The sequence below is a fragment of the Dysgonomonas termitidis genome (genome assembly GCF_042654545.1).
Classification (GTDB): Bacteria; Bacteroidota; Bacteroidia; order Bacteroidales; family Dysgonomonadaceae; genus Dysgonomonas; species Dysgonomonas termitidis.
Window position 1 is genome coordinate 1 of record NZ_JBHSGN010000025.1, and the last position, 21,340, is coordinate 21,340.

The window sequence follows — 21,340 nt, forward strand, 5'->3', positions numbered from 1 at the left end:
TTCTGTAGCGTATATAATAATCTCTTGTGGTTCGCATTCCTCCTCCGGTTCATCCGGGTTATGGAAAATATTTGCGCCGCTAAGTGCTACGGATTTAGGTAAAAGGTTCTCCTGCATTTCGGAATCAAAGTCCTCCCAATGGATTGTTACATTCTGTAATGTTATCGTATCTTTTGTCCATTTAAAGCGTCCCGAGGCAAAGTGTCCCGTGCCGTCGGGATTGATAACAAAAGAGTTGTCGCAGGAACTGATGGAGCCGTCATTGTTCAGCTTTAACAGGGGATTTTGTATTGTACCCCCGATACCTCCCTTTGAAAACCAGGCCCCGTAATCCTCTACATAGGAAAGCGTCCCGTCTGTAGGCTGGTATTGAGACGGGGTAGAACCTGCCTCCAATTGCGGCGCTGTTATAAGCATTCCGCTGACAGGAGCTTCCAGCCGGATAATACAATCCGTCTCTTTTGAGTCCTTAAAGGTGAAAGGGACGGAATACCTCTTCCAGTCTGTAGAATCCGCCTGTATATCCAGCAAATGGTATTCATCCTGGTATACTGCTATATTAGTGGCAATACCTGCTTTTATCCAGATGGAAAAACAATATTTTTTATTCCGATGGGATTCCCGCCATCCGGCTGATTGTATTTTTAGTTTTATAGTGTTTCCGGTTATCCAGCATTTACCAATACCGACAGGAGAATGTTCATCGAGGGGTGTAACAGGAGAGTCTGTAAACTCGCAGTCGATACTGTTTCTGATGACGTTCTTATGTATCTTTCCTACATAAAACGTCGAGCTGAACCCGTTCTCATCCCCGGCAGTCAGTGTCCCGGCGATATTGACGTTTTGGGTGGCATACATATTCCGGAAGTAAGCCCCGTAGCCATCGAGCACGCCAAAAACCGGGTCTACGATCCCCTTTACTTTTCCGATCCGCACTTTTGCTGCGTTGGCGAAGGTGGATATAGCGGATTGTAAGATTATGTTCAGGTCAGCAATTTCGCACCATTCATCCTTATCCTGTAAAAATCCGGTAAGGCCGATAAAGAAGCTACGCTGGTACAAAGACGGATAGTCAATGGAAATCAAATGCAGCCTGTATTCCCATTCGGTATTTATCCGGATGGTATCCGAGCCGTCGGTCTCATTGCCTGTTGTATATCCGAACAGTACCGGTACATCTTCCATCTTTTTTGATGCCCTTACTTTATATGATATAACAACACGCTGGGGATGTTCCAGTTCTTGCTCTATCGACTGTTTAATGCCAAACAAATCATTTTCATCCAGGTTAGCCTCGTTGCGGGTTATTCTGAATACACGGCTTGCTTCCTGCATGGAATGGCTGTATGAGGATTGCAGGTACTTACTTCCGAGTACGGCGTATTTATTCTTATCCGGGATTTCGGGGTCGCCGCCGTCCATAAACGGATAGCACAGGGAGTTTTCAATGGCAAGCCCGTCGATAACATCCATATAGGGCGATTCTGAATCCGACGCCGTCAGGTATAATGCTCCGCTTCTGCTTTCATCATGCAGGTTCGTAATACGGACAAAATCCAATATCTCCCCATTCTTGGGTTCATCGCCTTCGATCAGCGCTCCGGTAAAATAAGGGGATTCTTTGTCTCCAATTATATCCATGCCTGTCTCCAGGACGATCATTAACGAATAGATGAGATTGGGATTGTCGAAATATTGCCTGCGGACAACATCCCCGACCTTCAGTCCCTGCATCTTTTTGGAACCGGAAGCTATAAGTATTTTATATTTGTTGTATGTTTGAGTTGCCATGATGGTGCTTTGTAAAATGGAATAGAGAGTAATTAATATTTTCCATCCATTATTGTCTGTTTATATTAATATATCTTTCAGGCTTGATTAAGAATAGGGTATATCAATAGGGACAGGTTTAAGTAAAGATTTGCATCAACACTTTTTCCTTGTAAATTAACCGGATATTTATATCTTTGCAAACCTTTAATACTAAAAAAACGAATATGAACTTTGTATCGATTGCATCATTTTCCCTACTGTTAATAGTGCTGGCTTCCTGTAACACTGCTCCTGAGAACAAGCAGGACAACAAAATTATCGCCTCCTATAAAATTATATATGATAGTATGGAGGATTATCCCGGCTCTGACAGGCATACATTAACAATAGGTATCGATTCTGCCTTGACCCTAAATCAGTTATATTCAATATCCGATAGTATCATACGGAAAAACGGAAATCACGGGAAAAGCTTCAATATAGCTTACAGAATGGCTGATCAACGTCTTGGCTACTTAATATACAATGACTTATATGCGGAAACTAAGATGGATTCGGTTCGATATGAAACGGTAATCTCACGTGAAGAAAAGGATAATACTATAACTGTTCAAAATAATAACGTTCCTTCCCAAACCAAGGACGATCCGAATCAATATAGTGCTATAGGCTCCTGGCAAAATGATTTCGGGTTATACGATATATTCATAGAGGACGGGGTATATTATCTCAAAAATAGATATATTGATGGCTCGGGGAATACAGAAAAATTATCTGTGAAAAAGAGGAACGGGCAATTAATATTCAATGTGGAAGGAGATGATACCGAATACTTTATCATTAAACGGGATGGTTTGTATATTTATGACAGTTTCGGTGAATTGGGGACAATCTATAAAAACAGATTCTAAGCCGGTCATCTTTGTCCCCTGCAGGACAAGATATTCATAGCTATATTTTTTCGACTGTATCGCCGGAACAGCTATCACTAATCCAGAGCGAACCGTTCGTCGCACTTATCTTTTGTACCTCCAGTTCATAAATCCGCATTTTCTTACGGATGGTCAGCTCATCGAATGTAGCCGCCGTATTTCCTGTCGTCTTATTCCGGATAACCGCCCATCCTGAACCGGCAAAGCCGGATGAAAAGAATCCGGAACTCAGATTATCCATAAAATAAGCGTTGCCATAGTGCTTAATACCGTCCGTTGCCGACAGCAAATATTTTTCACTGTTAAAGAATAGCCCTCCATCTGTCAGCCGGGTGAAGGCATTATTGATACCGATATGCCCCTGGGCTTCGAGCGGTTTGTTTACAGAGAAAAAATCCGCGTCAGTCCGTATGAAAAATGAGTTGGACAAGCGGTCCATAGAAGCGTACCTGCTTACAGAAGGGTTGTGCAAGAATATGGTCTTATGGGTAAATACCTGCCTTTGGGTGTCTTCTCCAACGTAGCGGACCAACGCGGATGAGAAAGCGATCCCATCCGGGTCCCCGGTAAAGAAAGCCCCTCTGGAATCCGTAAACCGCAGGTTCTTATGGATAACCATACCTTCATCGTCCTTATCCACCTTGTAGCTGGATAACAACGTATCGCCGTAATTATGCCTTACTGTCAATGAATTCGGGAAATAAGCCGCCCCGTACCTGCTTAACAGGATATGTTCCCCGTCAATATCGGAAAGGCCTGCATAGAGTTTTATTCTATTAGTTGAATCGTTTCCCAGGATAATGTCTCCTCCTAATCCTCCCAACTGAATATCATTTTCATTTACCCTTATCAGTACCGGAATCCCCTTCATTTTGATACCGAAGCCGGAAGCAAAGGACAGGAAGCTGCTAAAGCCTACCTGTTCTTGTTCTACGGAGACCAGGATATTTCCATTATAGCCAAGACTTGCGCCATAACAGGCTTCCAGCATCCCGGACAATACGGCTTTCCCGGCAACGGAGAGGTTTTTCCCTATATACCCGTTCCCCATAGACCAGTCTACAGTCGCAAGGTTAGCATTCCCTGCATGATATACGTCTTTTCCGTTTATCTGCAGAGCAGCCGGGGAGAGGTAAATACCCTTCGTTTTATCCTCGCCTATGATCAGTTCCCCGGCCAATAATAGTTTGGAATCCAGGAAATTTATACAGGGGTTGTTGATACAGGCAACCTGCGACTCCCTGTCATATGATATAAACCGGCTACCCCCGATTACCAGATTATTGCCGCCGATTTCGACATCCCCGGTAAAGCCCACACCATATACAGCTCCGTCTTTTACAAAGGTCCGGATAACAGGGGTATTTCCAATCCCGGCCTCAAAGCCGTAGTTGGCCCGCAGCATGCCGGACATATCGCCGCCGCTTTTCTTCAGGTATTCCAGTAATATGCTGCTTCCACTGTTTCCGGAGCCTTCCCCGGCAACACCGCCTGCAATGGCGTCGGCAAAATTATAAGCCGTATTGCGGAGGCGGACGGATGTTTCATCGCCTTCTTTTACATATTGTTGGTCCTGCGCGTTAAAGAAGTTATGGTACAGTTGTATATAGATGCTGTAACACAGGCTGCCTGTATCCAGGTTCTCTATGGCGGGATGAATGGTTACGGTACTCATTTGGTATAAGCTGTTTTGGAAAGGAATTGCTGGATTTTGGCTGTCAGGGCTGAAAAACTGGCAGCATTGACTGCCGGCATGGTTCCCATCAGTGTAGGAGTCATGATTTTGCTGCATTCGGTCAGGAAGTCAAGCATCAACTGAGCCAGTTCATTTCCTAATACCAAAGGCTCTGAAGCATCATCCGCCCCGATGGTTACTTTATCACCCGTAACTGTAACCGAAACATTCCCGACCTTTACCGTATAGTTGTCTGTAGTCTGGCAGGTTTCCGACTTATCCGTCTTGTGACGTATCTGTTCCGGGGTTTGTTCCACCTCCGATTTTTTTCCTTCCCTATCTATGACTTTGGTAACGACTGATGATTTCAGGTATGTTGTATAGGCCTCATTTCCTGTTTTCTCCAGTTCATCATAATCAGGGGAATCATTGTCTTCCAGGTCCAGTTCTTCGGTTTCCGCTATCCCGATAATAACTTCGGTATGTGAGCTAAGCTGTATGAAATCGGCATGGGAAAAGTTCAGAACATACGAATATTTTGTGGCTGCATCGGATATGATGGTTACATCTGAAAATAAGGTCGGAACGATAAGGAAACCGCCGGAATTATCTTTCAGCCCTGAAAGCAATACGCCTTTATGGATAAACGGCCCGCTGCTGGCTGTTTCATCGGGGAATTCACCGACATCGATTGTCCCGGCATATTCTTCAAATTCATCATCGCTTTCATCATCGTGTACCTTAGCGACATAGCCATGAATCATCCTGGCTGTACCGACTCCGCCGGCTCCGCCGGGCGACATATTTATGCGTTCGATACTCCGGCCCAGGGCAATCTTGCGGATCGCCTCCCTGATCATCAGCTGGCTGTTCTTTTCCATAAAAGCGTTTAGATAAGAATAGGAATAGGAAACCGGAAAGGATAACAGGTAACGGTTATAACGAAATTTTTGGATGATTTTGGCCCAGCCGGGAATTTAAAATGACTTGACAAAATAGTATATAATAACTACTTGTTTAAATTCATAATATTGGAAATGATACATAATTGTCATTTTTTGGTTAATTTGTTCCATTACAAATTTTCACAAAACTATACATTTGTTAAATATTGAATTCTTAAAGTTCGATAATATACACTTCATGAATTTTCAATAGAATACTATAAAAATCTAGATATGAAATACGGTTTTTCAGTTATCATGCCAACTTACAACCAAACATTCTTTATAAGAAGAGCTATTCTCAGTTTACAAAAGCAAACATTTACAAATTGGGAACTTATCATCGTAAATGATGGTTGTACAGATGAAACAGAATTTTTTATATCTGATTTTTTAGTAGATCCTAAAATAAAATATATTAAAAATAATATTAATAAAGGATTAGGTTATGCAATCAACCAAGGATTAAATGCCGCAAAGTATGAATATATAGCTTATCTACCTTCTGATGATTTTTATTATGAGAATCATCTAAAATCATTAATAGAAGTGTTACAGAAATATACAGATTCTAATCTTGCATTTAGTGGCTTAAAATATCAGACAAGAGATACGATGACTAATTCACGGGATACAGAGTCTGATGGTATCAAGAAAAATCATACACTACAGCTAGTTCAAGTGGCCCATCGAAATAATCCGGAAAGGTGGGTTGAACGAGAAGAATGGGTTACAGAGAATCTTTTCGATATGTATTGGAAGAAGTTAATAGATAAGGGAAGCTATGTGCCAACAAACACCGTCTCATGTTTCTGGACTTGTCATCCGCATCAAAGACATAAGATAATAGGCGAAAGATATGGCGGAGGATTAAACTTATATAGAGCATATTATAAAATACAGGAACCTATTAAGATAAGAATATCAAAATACAAATCTATAGATGAGAAGACATTATACTCTACCTTTCGAAAGGAAACAAAACGAAAGGCTGATTCTTTGAAAATACTGATAGTAGGTGAATTAGCATATAATCCGGAGCGTATTTATGCTTTAGAACAAGCAGGGCATCAATTATATGGTTTGTGGATACCAAAACCTGAGTTTACTTTTAATACCGTTGGGCCTTTACCTTTTGGAAAGGTTATAAATATTCCATATGAGAACCGGCAAAAACATATAAATCGAATCAAACCTGATATTATCTATGCCCTTCTCAATACCAATGCTATTGATTTAGCTTACGATGTGCTTAAGGCTAATCCCCAAATACCATTTGTCTGGCATTTTAAGGAAGGACCATCGGTAGCCTTAACAAGAGGTTTATGGGATAGATTAATTTATTTGTATACATTCTCAGATGGTAAGATATATTTAAATGATACTGCTAGAGCCTGGTATGAACAATTTGTACCATCTGGAATAGGGCTAGATTTTATTTTAGATGGAGATATTCCGAAAAAAGATTATTTTAGAGATAATTTCTCAAATAAGCTGTCTAAGACAGATGGTGCAATACACACACTTGTTGCCGGAAGACAAGTTGGGCTAGGAAAGAACGAAATAGCATATCTGGCAAATAATAACATTCATGTACATTCCTATCAAGAAAACTATCATTCCGGAAAAGAAAATTTTTACAGGGAAATGTATTCAGTAGCACCTAAGCATTTTCATATCCATCCACATTGTTCAAGTATTGATTGGACCAAAGAGTTTTCTAAATATGATGCCGGATGGCTACATAATTTAAATAGCAATAATAGAAAAAACTTATTATTTGCCTCTTGGGATGATTTAAATATACCTGCTCGGATAAACACTTATGCAGCAGCAGGTTTGCCTATTATCCTGAAAGACAATTCAGAACATCGTGTGGCTGTTCAGGATAGATTATCACAACTCAACACTGGTATATTTTTCGGAAATATGAAAGATCTGGTCTGTCAATTAAAAGATGAAAAAGTTATAACAATAAAAACGGCAAATGCAATTAAACACCGGAACTTATTTTCTTTTGATTATCACGTCAACGAATTGATAGATTTTTTTAGAAATGTAATAAAACATAAAAAGAAGAACCTATGAAAAGATTACTTCTAAAAATGTCAAATTCTTTAATTATGAATAATAGTCTTATATCCGGTACAGGGCTGATAGATGGAAAAATGGGAATAGCTATCCTATTATATCATAGTTCGAGGATAACCGGTTGTAAAAGTTATCAGGATACAGCAGATTCTTTACTGGACAAAATATTGGCCGGTATAGGCTCCATAGACTTATCTTTTTCAAAAGGCCTGGCTGGAATTGCCTTTGGCTTAGATCATCTTATTAAATATAAGTTCATAGATGCAGACCCCGACGATTTATTAATAGACGTAGACGATAAATTATTCTCGTCTCTGATTACTGACAGTAGTAAAGATTTTACAAATGACTTCCCGTTATTCTCTTACGGCTTATATATAGATAAAAGAATAAAAAGTCATCAGGCAATAAATATAGGGATTGATTATCTTATAAGAAAAGGAATACAAATCTGCGAAAACTTTTTACAGAATAATCCCTTATTCAACACAGGCAATATACTATATGTTAACTCAATGATATATTATCTTCTTAATCTAAAAAAGATTTATAATTATTCAGAATTAGTAGACCCAGTACTTGATATTCTGTTAAGAAAAATAACTCAAAAGATTGACAATAGTGTAGAATTAGACAAAAATTGGGAAATAACTCTCGATCTTTTCCTTTCTCTGACTTGGGAGAATCCTCTGATAGATGAATTTCAGTCAAAATATCAACGTTTATATGATGTTGATACAGATGATAAACAGGACTTCGATTTGGATATATTGAGACAAGAACTATTATATTTTTCTTCTTCCAAGCAGAATTTTGAAGTCAACAAAATACATCGTTGGATAGACGAACGTCTTGATACTATTTTGGACTACAATCCTGATGTTTTTTGCCGGGATATAATAACCGTCGGCTTGTGGACAACCAGCAAGGTGTACGAAACAGAAGCTCATAGTAGAAAAGTTGATGCCATTAATGCAGGGATTTAATAATATACCTTAAAGACAGATTACTTAATCCTTATTTTATTTAAACACCTTATGAAAAAACTAACAAGGACAAGCCTAAGCGCTTTAAAAAGGACAAGTACAGTATTGACAGAGCAACAGCAGAGAGCCATAAAAGGAGGCTGCTCGCTGGACCAGATGGGCGTAGGATACTGGATCGGAGGTAATTATTATTGGTATAGGACGTCGGAATGTACCTGTGATTCTGGTTACACTCCCGGAAATAGCGGATATGGCTATGGTGGATATAGTTATTGGGGAGGTAGTGGTTATGGCTCATCTACAGGCAGTGGCGCTTATGGTTCATCAACGAATCCTGTATCCGAGAGTCATTACGGTACGCTTGTTAGTATTGGTGCATGGCATGGAGGCTGGGTGATGATAGGCGGACAACCTTGCTATATGCTGGCCGAGGTCATAGTTGACGGATATACATATACACCTTCAGACTATGATTATGATCCTTGGGGCGATTCCGGATATTCGTCATTTCCCGACGACTATTGGGATATTCTTTTTGGATCAGGTTACGGGTATTCACCGGATGACAGTTCTTCGGGATGGACAGGAGGGGGTGGAGGCTCTTCAGCAGGAAATTCCGGTAACGGCAATTACTGGTGTGACAACTGGGGCGGATTTCAGTGGTATTTCAGCGAATCGATCGATGCTTCCGGGCATTTAGGCGCGGGAACATATGCCCCCGGACCGTATAACATGTGTTTTTTCAATGCATTGACTTATCTGTTCGGCGGGGATTACACGACCCACTTCAATAATTATGATGGGTATTTTACTGAAAACGGCGTCTTTTTCAGCCAGGCGGCAAATTATGTGCAGGGCGAATATAATGCAAGCGTCATATCTTCTACACAAGCTGTCTCGTACCTGAATGGTAACACTAACGTAATGGCTTTTGTTACGGTTCGTAATAATAACACGCAACATGACGAGACCCATGCGGTTATACTGGAAAGTTACAATATTCAGGATGGAAAATATACATTTTATGATCCGACAAATGATAGACATGATAGTGAACATAAAGACGAATTTTTCGGTCTGATGTTTAGTATACCTAAGAAAAACTAACTAACTTATGAAGATAATGAAAAGTAATAGATTATTCAGCTTATTTTTAGCCTCAACTTTATCTCTATGCGCATTTAGCCAGCTTCCACCCCTGAGACATGAAAGGCGTGATGTATTGGAATATACCATACCGAAAGGATACAAAAAATATATAACAAGCGAATGCTTCAAAGGCTATCCTCATTTAAAGTCAGCACTGCATTGTACTATGACAGGTCTATTCTCTAATGATGATGAGATTATTGTTATATACTATACTCCAATGTTCCCTACAGTAGAAGATTCCATAAGAATGACCCGGTTTATGCAGCAAATGGCTCCTGCCGTAGAGCGCATGCCGGTGGAGAAGTGGAAAAACACCAGGTATCCTGACCGGAACTCCATACATAGAAATACAATAAGAAATAATTTGGGTTATACCTTACGTAAAAGTGATATACAAAAAGAAGATATAGAAAAGCATGTGACCTTTTTCCCTCCGGCTTATGCAAAGGAAGTATATAACGCCGATTCGGTAGCGACCTATTATTTTTGGCCGAGCTTCGAAGATAAGCCTTACCGTGGAAAATACATCGGAGCTCAAGCTATTATGGCACAAAAAAGAGACAAAGGTTACTTCGTTGTATATTGTTTTTATACCGAGAAAGCGAAGGAAAATCTGGACAGGTATCTGAAGCAGTTGGAGGGAGTGGTACGGTTTAAGGAATAAATATATTGGAATTTTAGATAATTGTAATTTAGAATTAAACACCTTATGAAAAAACTAACAAGAACAAGCCTAAGTGCTTTAAAGAGGACAAGTACAGTATTGACAGAGCAACAGCAGAGAGCCATAAAAGGAGGCTGCTCGCTGGACCAGATGGGCGTAGGATACTGGATCGGAGGTAATTATTATTGGTATAGGACGTCAGAATGCACCTGTGGTTCCAGTTATGATTCCGGAAATACCGGATATGGCTATGGTGGATATAATTATTGGGGAAGTGAGCCCAATAATTATGGGGGATATGGTTATAATTATGGTAGCTGGGGTGGGTATCCAGGGGAGGGAATTATGGATTGTGTCATACAATCCCTCGCCTATATGTATGGGTTATCAACAAATGAAGTGTATGCTATGATGATTGAAGTAATGCAAGAGTTATATGGATGGGGCCCAGAAGCTTCCGCCGCAATGGCCGGTTCTACAGGAGCTAATCTGGAGCAAGTCGAAGCTATTACGCGTATGCTTAGTGGCTCGTGTTATTCGAATTCCTATAATTCAAGCTCATCCATGTGTGCGCTGGGCCTGACAAAAGGCGGACATGCGATTGCTTTAGAATATTATGACAGTTCCAGCGAAACTTATTCATATTGGGATGAGCAACAACAAATAGGGGGTACAATCTCCGCATCAGATTTGCTGTGGGTAATTTCAGGACAATGAATATGTATAAAATTATAGTAATTATTTCATTTATATTACTTCCTTTCTGTCTGTTTTCGCAGTCGATAGAAGACGTTTACGATCTCAAGTTCGAAAGCTTTGGTAAATCATATCGTGGTGATTGGATGAATCAAGGTAGCATGGTGAAGGTCACCATTGACAGCAATGAAGTTGTCAATGGTAGGCATCCCATTAAAATATATTCGAAAAATACGTGGTCAAAAAACATGCCCGATAGGGAGAAAATACTGTTACTATCGCGTACAGTTATTTTGCCCGAACATGTGAATGGATCCTATTGTAAAGTCTCAATAAACAGTAAGAGTGAAAACTTAATAAACTGGAAATTCGGCATAAAAGGTTTAGACGTTAATGAAAATATCCTTCATTCCGACTCACTCTACATCGAGAGTGAAGACTGGCAAGAACATTCCTTATCATTTCCTTTAAATGATATTAAAGCTGTTAAGATAGAAATATCAATAATTGACGATGACCCTAGCGACGATCAGAATGCATGGCTGGACAGAGTATATATTGATATCAACAATCAAAATATCAATGCATGCAGAGTCGATAAACCCGGAAGTAATGCTGATCCTTCTTTGAATAAAGAATATCTGATACCCTTGTCGTTAGCAGATACTACGATTGCAAGACGTATCCCTGGTATTGAAGATAAAAAGATCATCGGAATAGGCGAATGCACGCATGGCAGTCAGGAAATAAAACATGTATGTTTTCAATTAATGAAAAGCCTGGTTGTTCAAAGTAACTGTAATGTTATATTAATAGAACGGCCTGCCGATATGAGTTTAAAGTGGGACCTCTATACACAAGGTGTTCTTGCCGAAGCTATAGAACCGGAAATCATACAGGAGCTGAAATGCATGTTCGATGATTATGAATCTTTTTTCAATTTTCTGCAATGGCTTCGCAAACACAATGAAACATCAGAAGCGAAAGTCCGTATTTTTGGATTTGACACTTTGGCTGACCCGCAAACTACTCTCTACGAGTATTTTAAATTACTTATAGGTGATGCGAATTCCCTGTGCTATTTGCAAAAGCTAAATGAAAATGATTATGAAAGTATTAGAAAGTATGCATTGAATGATTCTACCTTGCAATCCTCATTGAGTAGCAAGGACTTTGACTATTTATTGTTTCTGATAAATGAAGCGGAGCACAACCCCAGTAAATTATGGGGTAGAGACGATAAACGGGAATATGGTATGTGGAGGAAAACCGATGAAATTATTAAAATATATTTGAAGGAGAACGACAAAGCTGTAGTCTACGCTCATAGTTCCCATACAAATAAGATGAAAGATTTCTTTTCTGATATTTTTACAATACCTTCTTTGGGAGCCTATATTTATAGAAAATACAAGGACGAATATTTTTCAATAGCTATTCAGGTCGGAAAAGGAGAATATACACAAGACGATACAGGAGCCTTTAGCAAAGCAGTATTAGACCAACTGCAATATCCTGTAATCGAAAGCTTCGAATACAGGGCGCTAAAGATGGGTAATGATTACTTTTATTACCCTACAAATAAATTGGATAATAATATTTCAAGTATAAGGGTTATCGGACGAGAACGCCGCGGTCTCAACCAGTTTTTCTTCTGTTCATTGAATAAAAGGTTTGATGGGCTGATATTTGTTAGTAAAAGTAGCAAATTAAACAACATTGAAGAATATCCATTTTTTTACACTACCGGTCTGTTCGGTCTGAAACGCGCTAAACGAAAAGAAATATTAAAAAATGAATTATTGAAGTAAATATATGTTATTAAAATCATTCCCTCACGAGTGTCAAATGGATGCTAAAGATTGCGGTCCAGCATGCCTCAAAATCATAGCAAAATACTATGGAAAATATTACTCCTTACAGTATCTGCGTGATTTATGCGGTATTACCCGTGAAGGAGTATCCCTTTTGGATATCAGCTATGCTGCCGACAAGATTGGATTAAGAAGCATATCTGTAAAGGTTACGATAGACGACTTGGTTGCAAGAGTGGTCTTGCCAGCTGTTATCCACTGGGATAACAATCATTTTATCGTTATTTATAAAGCTACGAATAAAAAGATCTATGTTTCTGATCCGGCCAAAGGATTAGTTTCCTATACTCACGAACAATTTAGGGAGAAATGGTATAAAAAAGATGAACCTTATGGAGTCCTTATGGCTCTAGAGCCTATGGCCAATTTTAGACAGATTGAGGCCCACGAGAAAATAGAGAGACTGAAAAGCTTTGAAAACCTACTCGGTTATTTTACCCCTTATAAAAAGGCCTTTAGTATCCTGTTCTTAATCATGTTTATTGCTACGATATTGCAAGCCTTTCTCCCTTTCATCTCTAAAGCTGTAATTGATACCGGAATACGTACACAAGATGTAAATTTTGTGTATATGGTACTCACAGCTAACATTGTACTATTATTAAGTATAACTCTATCAAATGTTCTTCGAGATTGGGTATTGCTACATGTTACAACTCGTGTTAACATATCCCTCATTTCTGATTATTTAATTAAACTGATGAAACTTCCGGTTTCTTTTTTCGAAAACAAATTGGTCGGGGATATCTTACAACGTGCCTATGATCATGAGCGTATTCGTAATTTCATAATGAACAACTCTCTGGGGATGGTATTTTCATCTATGACATTTGTAATTTTTAGTACGATCCTGTTAATATTTAACAAAACAATTTTTTTCATTTTTGGAGGAGGCAGTATCTTGTATGTACTTTGGATATTTATGTTTCTAAAGGTCAGACGTAAATTGGATTGGGAATATTTTGATCTGCTCTCTAAAGACCGTAGTTATTGGGTAGAAACTATAGAAAATATCCAAGAGATAAAAATAAACAATTATGAAGACACTAAGCGTTGGCGATGGGAAGGTATTCAGGCACGCCTCTACAAACTCAACGTCAAGATACTAAATATCAATAATGCCCAAAAACTGGGATCCCAGTTCATCAATAACCTCCAGAATATGGCTGTCACATTTTTTTGTGCCATTGCAGTTATTAACGGTGAGATAACCTTTGGCATTATGATCTCCACTCAATTCATTATTGGAATGCTGAATGGACCCATAGCCCAATTCGTAGGTTTCATTCAATCGGCACAATACGCAAAGATCAGCTTTATGCGGATTAATGAAATACACCAGCTTCGGGATGAAGACGATTTGGTATCTATATCAGCAAATAGTTTGGAGCTTCCAAAAGATAAAAGCCTGAATGTTAAAAATCTTTCTTTTTCCTATTCTCCGCATGCCCCTTTGGTCATAAAAAGTATTCATTTGACAATCCCGGAAGGAAAAGTAACAGCGATAGTCGGTGATAGTGGTTGTGGTAAATCCACATTACTAAAACTTTTATTACGCCTCTACATGCCATCATATGGTTCAATTAATATCGGAGATATGAACATTAATAATGTAAGTTTACGACAGTGGAGAGCCAAATGTGGTAGTGTGATGCAGGAAGGAAAAGTCTTTAACGATACTATCCAGAATAATATAGTACTGAATGAGGAAATCGTAGATTATGAAGCTCTTCAACAAGCCGTCAATATTGCAAATATCTCAAAAGAAATAGAAGCCATGCCACAAGGCTACCAAACGATGATCGGAGAAATGGGACGTGGTTTGAGTGGGGGACAAAAGCAACGCTTGCTGATAGCAAGAGCTTTATATAAAAACCCCGATTATCTTTTTTTAGACGAAGCTACCAATGCTCTGGATACGATAAACGAGCAAAAAATAGTCAAAGCCTTGAATAATGTATTCAATAACAGAACTGTTGTTATTATTGCCCACCGTTTGAGTACTATCAAAAAAGCAGACCAAATTGTAGTAATGAAAGCCGGTATGGTAGTAGAATTAGGAAATCATGATTCTCTGATGAATAGAAAAGGACATTATTATAAACTTATACAAAGTCAATATGATCTGGAGCCTGTTAAAATTGAGGCCGAAGCCGAAGGATAATACGAAACGGAGTGAAGAGGTCAGTGACATTATAGATCGTATGCCTACAGCTTTCAGCAAGTGGGTTGCTGCAGCCATTATTCTCTTTACCATTCTTTTATTTGTTTTTGGCTGGTTTATTAAGTATCCTGATGTGGTAACCGGACAAATAAAGATTAATTCTAATACAGCACCGGTTAAGCTGCCTGCACACACATCAGGTAAAATAGAATTATTATCCTTCAAAGCTCAGGATACAGTAAAAGAAGGGGAGTATATAGCTGTTATTCAGAATCCGGCAAATACAGAAGATGTTAAAACGATAGCATCTCTTATTCAGAACTTCGACCCGAATAATTCAAAAATATTGTCACAGGCTGTTCTGTTATTTCCGGAAAAGGTTTCGTTGGGAGAACTGAATATGAAATACTATTCGTTTCTGTCTTCACTGAAGAGTATCATTGATTATGCTGATGATAATGTTTATGAACAGCAGCAAATAAGTTTATCTGATGGTATCAAGTGGCGGAAGAAAATATTGGATGAGACAAAGAATGCACTGAATATTTCAACAGAAAATCTGGCAATCTCAGAGAAGTGGCTAGATAAATATTCATCATTGAATAAAGACCTTGTAACCACCTATGAGTTCGAGATAGATAGAAGTCGGATAGAATTTCTTTCAGCCAAGCAGAATAACCAAAATTTAATAAAAGAAATTGCTTCTGTTGAAATGCAGATTACAGAAAGTGAAAACAAATTGTCTCAGCTTTCAGTAGAACGCAGGGGGAAAGAAAGGCAGCTACACCTCGATTTATTTGCATCTTATCACGAATTGAACAATCAGATCAAACAATGGGAACAGACTTTTGTCCTAAAAGCCCCGTTTGACGGACAGGTGGAATTCTTAAAATTCTGGACTAACGATCAGTTTGTTCAGGCGGGAGAAGACGTGTTTGGTATCGTACCAAAACAAAATATTGTACTTGGTCAAGTATTACTTCCAGCGATAGGGGCCGGCAAAGTTAGAGTAGGTAGTAATGTCACAATCAAATTAGACGATTATCCGTATGCAGAGTTTGGATCGATAAAAGGAGTCGTGAAATCAATATCTCTCATTACCAATGAATATAAAACACAACAAAGTAATATCAATACCTATTTGGTTTTGGTAGATATGCCTAAGGGCTTAATTACAAACTATGGAGATAAACTGGATTTTAAATACGAGATCGGAGGGCAGGCGGATATTATTGTGAAAGACCGCAGGCTTATCGAGAGACTATTCGACAATATAAAGATTAATACAAAGTAAGGACATAACATATGAGATTTTTTTTGTCACTATTGCTATGCACAATAAGCATAACTAATTCATATCTGAACTCTCAAAATAAAAAAATACTAGATCTGTTTCATTGCATAGAACTTGCATCTGACAGTTCTTTACAAGCCTTCATTGCCCAGAATTATTACCAATCGGGTTATTGGGAATACCGTTCATACAAAGCAGCCCGTCTACCAGCTTTATCTCTAAGAACGACCCCTCTGCAATATAATCGCAACATCGTAAAACGTTATGACTTTCAAGAAAATATAGATGTGTATAGAACCCAACAATCGTTGTATTCATCCGGGGGGCTGACCTTAAGCCAAAATTTCGATCTTACAGGAGGAACCTTTTTTGTCGATTCCGAACTGGGATATATAAAAAATTACGGAGAGAATAATTACAGGCAGTTCAATGCAGTGCCTATCCGTTTTGGTTATTCTCAAGCCCTGTTCGGATTCAATGCCTTTAAATGGGAGAAAAAAATAGAACCTCTCAAGTTTGAGAAGGTAAAAAAACAATTTTTGTACCATCAACAAGAAATAGCAGAGACTACTGTACAATACTTTTTTAATTATGTACAGGCTCACAAAGAATACGACTTGGCATTAGAAAATCTGCTTTCGGCTGACACTTTGTATACGATAAGTCTGGAAAGACAAAAAATATCCGCTATATCCGAAGCTGATGTACTGACTTTAAAGCTAGATAAAATCAATACACAAAATACCCTTAAAAGTGTAGAATTAGGGCTGAAAGATACAAGGTTTGCTTTACTTACTTTCCTGAATTTAGATAAGGAGAAAGAATATTCTCTCCAGTTACCGAAAAACACAGATGATATTTTCATTCCGGTTAACGACGCTTTACTCTATGCTCAAAGGAACAATCCCGACTATTTATCCCATCAGCAAGAAATATTGGAAGCAGAAAGAGAAGTTGACAGAAGCCGTAAATCTGTTTTTGATGCCAGTGTATCAGCCAGTGTCGGTTTTAATCAAGTCGCTGACAACTTTGGTGGAGCATACCGCAAGCCTTTACAACAAGATATAATTACAGTAAGTCTTACTATCCCGATTTTGGATTGGGGAGTGAAAAAAGGAAAGATAAATATGGCTAAGAGCAATTTGGGTGTCGTCAAATTCTCAGTACAACAAAAGAAGCAGAATCTGGAACAGGAATTACTCTCGGCAATTGATAACTTTAATAATCAAAAAGAATTGATTGTTTCCGCTCAGGAGGTTCTGTTATTGGCAGATGAGGCTTACAAGATTAATAAAAAACGCTTTGTTGTGGGCAAAACAGATATAAGTACCCTCTCTCTTTCCTTAAGTAGATACAAAGAAGCTCAGAGGGGCTATATAAGTGCTCTGAAATATTATTGGGCAAGCTATTTCAAAATAAGAAAAATGACTCTTTATGATTTCGGTAAGCAGGAAGATATTTCTATCCAATTTAATCTTTATTAAGTTTAATTTTTCGAAGTTCTATTTCGATAAAAACAAAGATTCAATTAATATCCCATTAGCTCTGGTGTGAGGCAGTTTGTTTATTAATTTTAATTGAACTATAAATATGCAATGAATAATATACCCCCAATAATACATCAAATACAGAATCGGCATCTATATTCTGTATCCTCCATTGTACCCTCCTTGTCTCAATCATGGAAGGATAAGCACCCGCTATGGACATATAAGATTTGGAGTTTGAAAACTGTACAAGATCTTATTTCTCGACTTTCACCATCCCTGCCCCTAATTATGGATGAAAAGGTACAGCTTGATATAGCTCGCTACTTTATTTTATATCAAGAAGGAGGAATATTTGTAGATTCGGATTTTGAATGTATTGAGCCTTTTGATAATATAATAGAGGGGAAACAATGTTGTTTTTCTTATGAACCACAAATATCCGGCAATAAGATTATTTCTAAATCTTTAATAATATCAGAGAAAGGACATTCATTTTTAAAGTTCATAATAAAAAGAATCGAAAATGATTGTAATTGTGTAACAAAAGAGAATCTCGTTTTCTTAAATAATACATTCACTTTATATGATAATACAAGTGATGTGGAGATCATTCCTTCTTCGGTGATAAATCCATTTTCCCAAGCTGAGATGAAATTATATCTCGCTGGATTAATGCCTGAAGAGATTATGGAAGAATTAATATCCGAGGCAGCTTCTATATGTTATTATCAGAAGAATACACGATCAAATACTATAGATGTTTTATACTTAAGCTCTATTGTTGGACATGGAGGCGCCTTCAGAGCTGCCCATAGAATACATTCAGGCTTGAGATCTATTGGTGTTGGCTCTAAGATGTTGGTTCTAAAATCGGACTTTGGAGAGAGGGAAAATTTATCAGATGATATTTATATAGCCCAACCCAGGCTTTCGGAAAAAGTAGGCTATCAGAATGATTTAGAACCCTTAAAAAAATACCCTAAATACAATTTATCTTCTCACACGTTTGCTCCGGCAGTAGCTGGTACAGACATTAATGAATATATTGATATTTTTAATCCTAAGATTGTACAAATCCACTGGATTAATGCCGGATATATAAAAATTGAGGATTTGGGTAAAATAAAAAAGAAGATTGTTTGGCGTTTAGCTGATTGTTGGCCTTTAACTGGTGGGTGTTATTATTTTGGAGACTGCCAAAGATATCTGACTGGCTGTGGAAAATGTCCCAAACTTGGTTCTGAAGATGAAAAAGATTTATCTCATAACATTTGGCAACGAAAAAGGAAAACATGGACAAAGATGGATATGGTAATAGTTGTTCCGACTCTCTGGATGAAACAAATTGTAGAAAATAGTATACTGTTAAAGGGTAGACAGGTGTTTGTCATACCCAATGGTCTGGATCTCAATAAATTTTATCCGATCAGCAATAAAATAGCAAGAAAAGCTCTTGGCATACCTATAAATAAGAAAGTCATACTTTATGGTGCAACCAATGCAATAAATGATCCGAGAAAGGGTTTTTCTTTATTACTACGGGCATTACAATCTTTATCTAAAAAACACCACAATGAATATTTCTTTGTAATCTTCGGTGCGGAATATCAAAAGATAGATTTGAATATTCCTACTAAAATTATGGGATACATACAAGATCATTATATCTTGCAATCTTTATATTCTGCTGCTGATGTAATGATTGTTCCATCCTTAGAAGAAGCCTTTGGACAGACTGTAACTGAGTCTATGGCTTGCATGACGCCTGTCGTATCTTTTTTAGATACAGGTCCTGCCGGAATAATTGAGCATAAGCAGACAGGATATTTGGCTAAATACAGTGATCCTGAAGATCTAGCAACCGGTATAGAATGGATACTTGAGGATAATTCCCGCCTAAACTCGTTATCTCTAAATGCAAGATATAAAATAGAGACGACCTATGATATCAAAGTTGTAGCTGAGCAATACCGTAGTTTGTATAAACTTATTGAAGATATAGATTATTAATAATGCGAATCAGGTATGAAGCTACAAACATATCTACCGATGTTTCTAAGTCATGATGGAGAAAATAACATCGAAAATATTATAAAAATATGGAGAAGAAAGAATATGATTATCTTTTGGTCGGTGCAGGTCTTTTTAATGCCATATTTGCATATAAAGCAGCAATTGATGGTAAAAAATGCCTTGTTGTTGAGAAAAGATCTCATATAGGAGGAAATGTATATACCGAGAATATTGAGGGGATTAATGTACATAAATATGGAGCTCATATTTTTCACACAAGAAACAAAGACGTGTGGAATTTTATGCAGACTTTATGTCAATTCAATCATTTTATAAATTCCCCATTAGCTAAATATAAAGATAAAATATACAACCTTCCATTCAATATGAACACATTCTGTCAACTATGGAATGTGAAAACCCCTGAAGAAGCCAGAATAAAAATTGAATCACAACGATTGAATATACATAACCCAAAGAATGCCGAGGAGCAAGCACTTAATCTCGTAGGTGAAGATATTTACTATAAATTCATCAAAGGGTACACAGAAAAACAATGGGGTGCAGAAGCAACCAAGTTGCCCGCATTTATCATCAATCGTATTCCTCTGAGATATACGTTTAACAATAATTATTTTGACGATCCTTATCAAGGAATACCTGTTGGAGGTTATACTCCAATAATAAAAAAATGTTTTTCCCATTCAGAAGTTTTACTAAATACAAACTTTATAGAAAACCGTTTGTTAAGCAAATTGGCTAAGGATATAATATATACAGGGACGATTGATGAATATTATGATTATCGTTATGGTCTTCTCGAATATAGGTCTCTTAATTTTGAGGAAAGACTTTTAAAACAAGATAACTTTCAAGGCAACGCGGTCATCAACTATACAGATAAAGATGTTCCATATACACGTATATTGGAACACAAGCATTTTGAATTTGGAGAACAAACACAAACTGTAATTTCAATCGAATATCCTTGTCAATGGATCAGGGGGGCTGAAGCTTACTATCCTATTAATACTAAACGAAACAACGCATTGTATGCAAAATATAAAGAATTATCAGATAGAGAAACTAACATTTATTTTGCAGGAAGACTAGGATCGTACCAATATAATGACATGGATAAGACCGTTGACAATGCTCTTACATTATATAAAATGTTGAGTTGGTAAATGATTGTACAAGGGGTAAGCTTAGATTAATACAATGCGAAATACTTCGCCGGAATACATCAGGGCTATTATTATCCGCATCGGTGCTATCCGGACATAGAAGTAGAAAGGTAATATCCCGGTCCGGTAATAATCCGCATTCAGCCCTTTTATATAGCCAGTTCTTTTCCAACGAAATCAGCGAACGGACAAGTATATTTTAACCATGCTTATATTTTTCCGGAAAAATATATCTATATTAGTACACTATGATGTACATCTAAAAAATAAAGTTATGAGGGTGATCATTCCGGCGGAATTACGCAACAATATGAAAAAATACCTTGATCTGGCATCCAGGGAACAAATAGTTTAAATAAGGTATTTTTGTTTTGATATTTTTGATAAAATGATTGGATTATAGAT

At 37.8% G+C, this 21,340-nt stretch carries 15 protein-coding genes; 12 read left to right on the forward strand and 3 right to left on the reverse strand.

Annotated elements, in window-relative coordinates; all coding sequences use genetic code 11:
- On the reverse strand, nt 1-1,791 hold a 1,791-nt coding region (locus ACFO6W_RS03510; protein ID WP_379993961.1), incomplete at its 3' end, for a hypothetical protein.
- A gap of 206 nt (nt 1,792-1,997) precedes the next feature.
- On the opposite strand from ACFO6W_RS03510, the gene ACFO6W_RS03515 reads away from it, so the two are divergent.
- Complete coding sequence (locus ACFO6W_RS03515) at nt 1,998-2,684, forward strand: hypothetical protein (protein WP_379993963.1); 687 nt, start codon at nt 1,998-2,000, stop codon at nt 2,682-2,684.
- A gap of 40 nt (nt 2,685-2,724) precedes the next feature.
- Here the strand turns inward: ACFO6W_RS03515 and ACFO6W_RS03520 are convergent, their stop codons facing one another.
- Both ACFO6W_RS03520 and ACFO6W_RS03525 read right to left on the reverse strand, forming a co-directional pair.
- Nucleotides 2,725-4,380: a hypothetical protein gene (locus ACFO6W_RS03520; protein ID WP_379993964.1), complete on the reverse strand. Its 1,656-nt coding sequence runs from the start codon at nt 4,378-4,380 to the stop codon at nt 2,725-2,727.
- Complete coding sequence (locus ACFO6W_RS03525; RefSeq protein WP_379993965.1) at nt 4,377-5,261, reverse strand: hypothetical protein; 885 nt, start codon at nt 5,259-5,261, stop codon at nt 4,377-4,379. Before ACFO6W_RS03525 ends, ACFO6W_RS03520 begins: the two co-directional genes overlap by 4 nt.
- A gap of 297 nt (nt 5,262-5,558) precedes the next feature.
- On the opposite strand from ACFO6W_RS03525, the gene ACFO6W_RS03530 reads away from it, so the two are divergent.
- The 11 genes from ACFO6W_RS03530 to glf all read left to right on the forward strand — a co-directional run bounded on the left by ACFO6W_RS03530 (nt 5,559) and on the right by glf (nt 20,935).
- Nucleotides 5,559-7,412, forward strand: coding sequence for a glycosyltransferase family 2 protein (locus tag ACFO6W_RS03530; RefSeq protein ID WP_379993966.1), 1,854 nt, complete (start codon nt 5,559-5,561; stop codon nt 7,410-7,412).
- Between the two features lie 35 nt (nt 7,413-7,447).
- Complete coding sequence (locus tag ACFO6W_RS03535) at nt 7,448-8,401, forward strand: lanthionine synthetase LanC family protein (protein ID WP_379993967.1); 954 nt, start codon at nt 7,448-7,450, stop codon at nt 8,399-8,401.
- 51 nt (nt 8,402-8,452) lie between these two features.
- Nucleotides 8,453-9,508, forward strand: a complete 1,056-nt coding sequence (locus tag ACFO6W_RS03540; RefSeq protein WP_379993968.1) for a hypothetical protein — start codon at nt 8,453-8,455, stop codon at nt 9,506-9,508.
- Nucleotides 9,509-9,515: 7 nt separating this feature from the next.
- A complete protein-coding gene (locus ACFO6W_RS03545) occupies nt 9,516-10,217 on the forward strand; it encodes a hypothetical protein (protein ID WP_379993969.1) in 702 nt (233 codons plus the stop codon).
- A gap of 45 nt (nt 10,218-10,262) precedes the next feature.
- Complete coding sequence (locus tag ACFO6W_RS03550; RefSeq protein ID WP_379993970.1) at nt 10,263-10,934, forward strand: hypothetical protein; 672 nt, start codon at nt 10,263-10,265, stop codon at nt 10,932-10,934.
- A gap of 2 nt (nt 10,935-10,936) precedes the next feature.
- Nucleotides 10,937-12,724 carry an erythromycin esterase family protein gene (locus tag ACFO6W_RS03555; protein WP_379993971.1) on the forward strand — a complete coding sequence of 596 codons (1,788 nt, stop codon included), beginning with the start codon at nt 10,937-10,939 and terminating at the stop codon, nt 12,722-12,724.
- Between the two features lie 4 nt (nt 12,725-12,728).
- Nucleotides 12,729-14,951 carry a peptidase domain-containing ABC transporter gene (locus ACFO6W_RS03560; protein ID WP_379993972.1) on the forward strand — a complete coding sequence of 741 codons (2,223 nt, stop codon included), beginning with the start codon at nt 12,729-12,731 and terminating at the stop codon, nt 14,949-14,951.
- On the forward strand, nt 14,908-16,245 hold the full coding sequence (locus ACFO6W_RS03565; RefSeq protein ID WP_379993973.1) for an HlyD family efflux transporter periplasmic adaptor subunit: 1,338 nt from the start codon (nt 14,908-14,910) through the stop codon (nt 16,243-16,245). Before ACFO6W_RS03560 ends, ACFO6W_RS03565 begins: the two co-directional genes overlap by 44 nt.
- 11 nt (nt 16,246-16,256) lie before the next feature.
- Complete coding sequence (locus tag ACFO6W_RS03570) at nt 16,257-17,729, forward strand: TolC family protein (protein WP_379993974.1); 1,473 nt, start codon at nt 16,257-16,259, stop codon at nt 17,727-17,729.
- Nucleotides 17,730-17,840: 111 nt separating this feature from the next.
- The gene (locus ACFO6W_RS03575; protein WP_379993976.1) at nt 17,841-19,745 is read left to right on the forward strand and encodes a glycosyltransferase; all 1,905 of its coding nucleotides are present in this window, start codon (nt 17,841-17,843) and stop codon (nt 19,743-19,745) included.
- A gap of 89 nt (nt 19,746-19,834) precedes the next feature.
- Nucleotides 19,835-20,935, forward strand: a complete 1,101-nt coding sequence (gene glf, locus ACFO6W_RS03580; protein WP_379993977.1) for a UDP-galactopyranose mutase — start codon at nt 19,835-19,837, stop codon at nt 20,933-20,935.
- The last annotated feature ends 405 nt before the right edge of the window (nt 20,936-21,340 follow it).

Excerpts from the sequence above, each read along its gene's own strand:
- ACFO6W_RS03515 (WP_379993963.1), top strand. The coding sequence starts at position 1,998 with ATGAACTTTGTATCGATTGCATCATTTTCCCTACTGTTAATAGTGCTG.
- ACFO6W_RS03520 (WP_379993964.1), bottom strand. The coding sequence starts at position 4,380 with ATGAGTACCGTAACCATTCATCCCGCCATAGAGAACCTGGATACAGGC.
- ACFO6W_RS03525 (WP_379993965.1), bottom strand. The coding sequence starts at position 5,261 with ATGGAAAAGAACAGCCAGCTGATGATCAGGGAGGCGATCCGCAAGATT.
- ACFO6W_RS03530 (WP_379993966.1), top strand. The coding sequence starts at position 5,559 with ATGAAATACGGTTTTTCAGTTATCATGCCAACTTACAACCAAACATTC.
- ACFO6W_RS03535 (WP_379993967.1), top strand. The coding sequence starts at position 7,448 with ATGAATAATAGTCTTATATCCGGTACAGGGCTGATAGATGGAAAAATG.
- ACFO6W_RS03540 (WP_379993968.1), top strand. The coding sequence starts at position 8,453 with ATGAAAAAACTAACAAGGACAAGCCTAAGCGCTTTAAAAAGGACAAGT.
- ACFO6W_RS03545 (WP_379993969.1), top strand. The coding sequence starts at position 9,516 with ATGAAGATAATGAAAAGTAATAGATTATTCAGCTTATTTTTAGCCTCA.
- ACFO6W_RS03550 (WP_379993970.1), top strand. The coding sequence starts at position 10,263 with ATGAAAAAACTAACAAGAACAAGCCTAAGTGCTTTAAAGAGGACAAGT.
- ACFO6W_RS03555 (WP_379993971.1), top strand. The coding sequence starts at position 10,937 with ATGTATAAAATTATAGTAATTATTTCATTTATATTACTTCCTTTCTGT.
- ACFO6W_RS03560 (WP_379993972.1), top strand. The coding sequence starts at position 12,729 with ATGTTATTAAAATCATTCCCTCACGAGTGTCAAATGGATGCTAAAGAT.
- ACFO6W_RS03565 (WP_379993973.1), top strand. The coding sequence starts at position 14,908 with ATGATCTGGAGCCTGTTAAAATTGAGGCCGAAGCCGAAGGATAATACG.
- ACFO6W_RS03570 (WP_379993974.1), top strand. The coding sequence starts at position 16,257 with ATGAGATTTTTTTTGTCACTATTGCTATGCACAATAAGCATAACTAAT.
- ACFO6W_RS03575 (WP_379993976.1), top strand. The coding sequence starts at position 17,841 with ATGAATAATATACCCCCAATAATACATCAAATACAGAATCGGCATCTA.
- glf (WP_379993977.1), top strand. The coding sequence starts at position 19,835 with ATGGAGAAGAAAGAATATGATTATCTTTTGGTCGGTGCAGGTCTTTTT.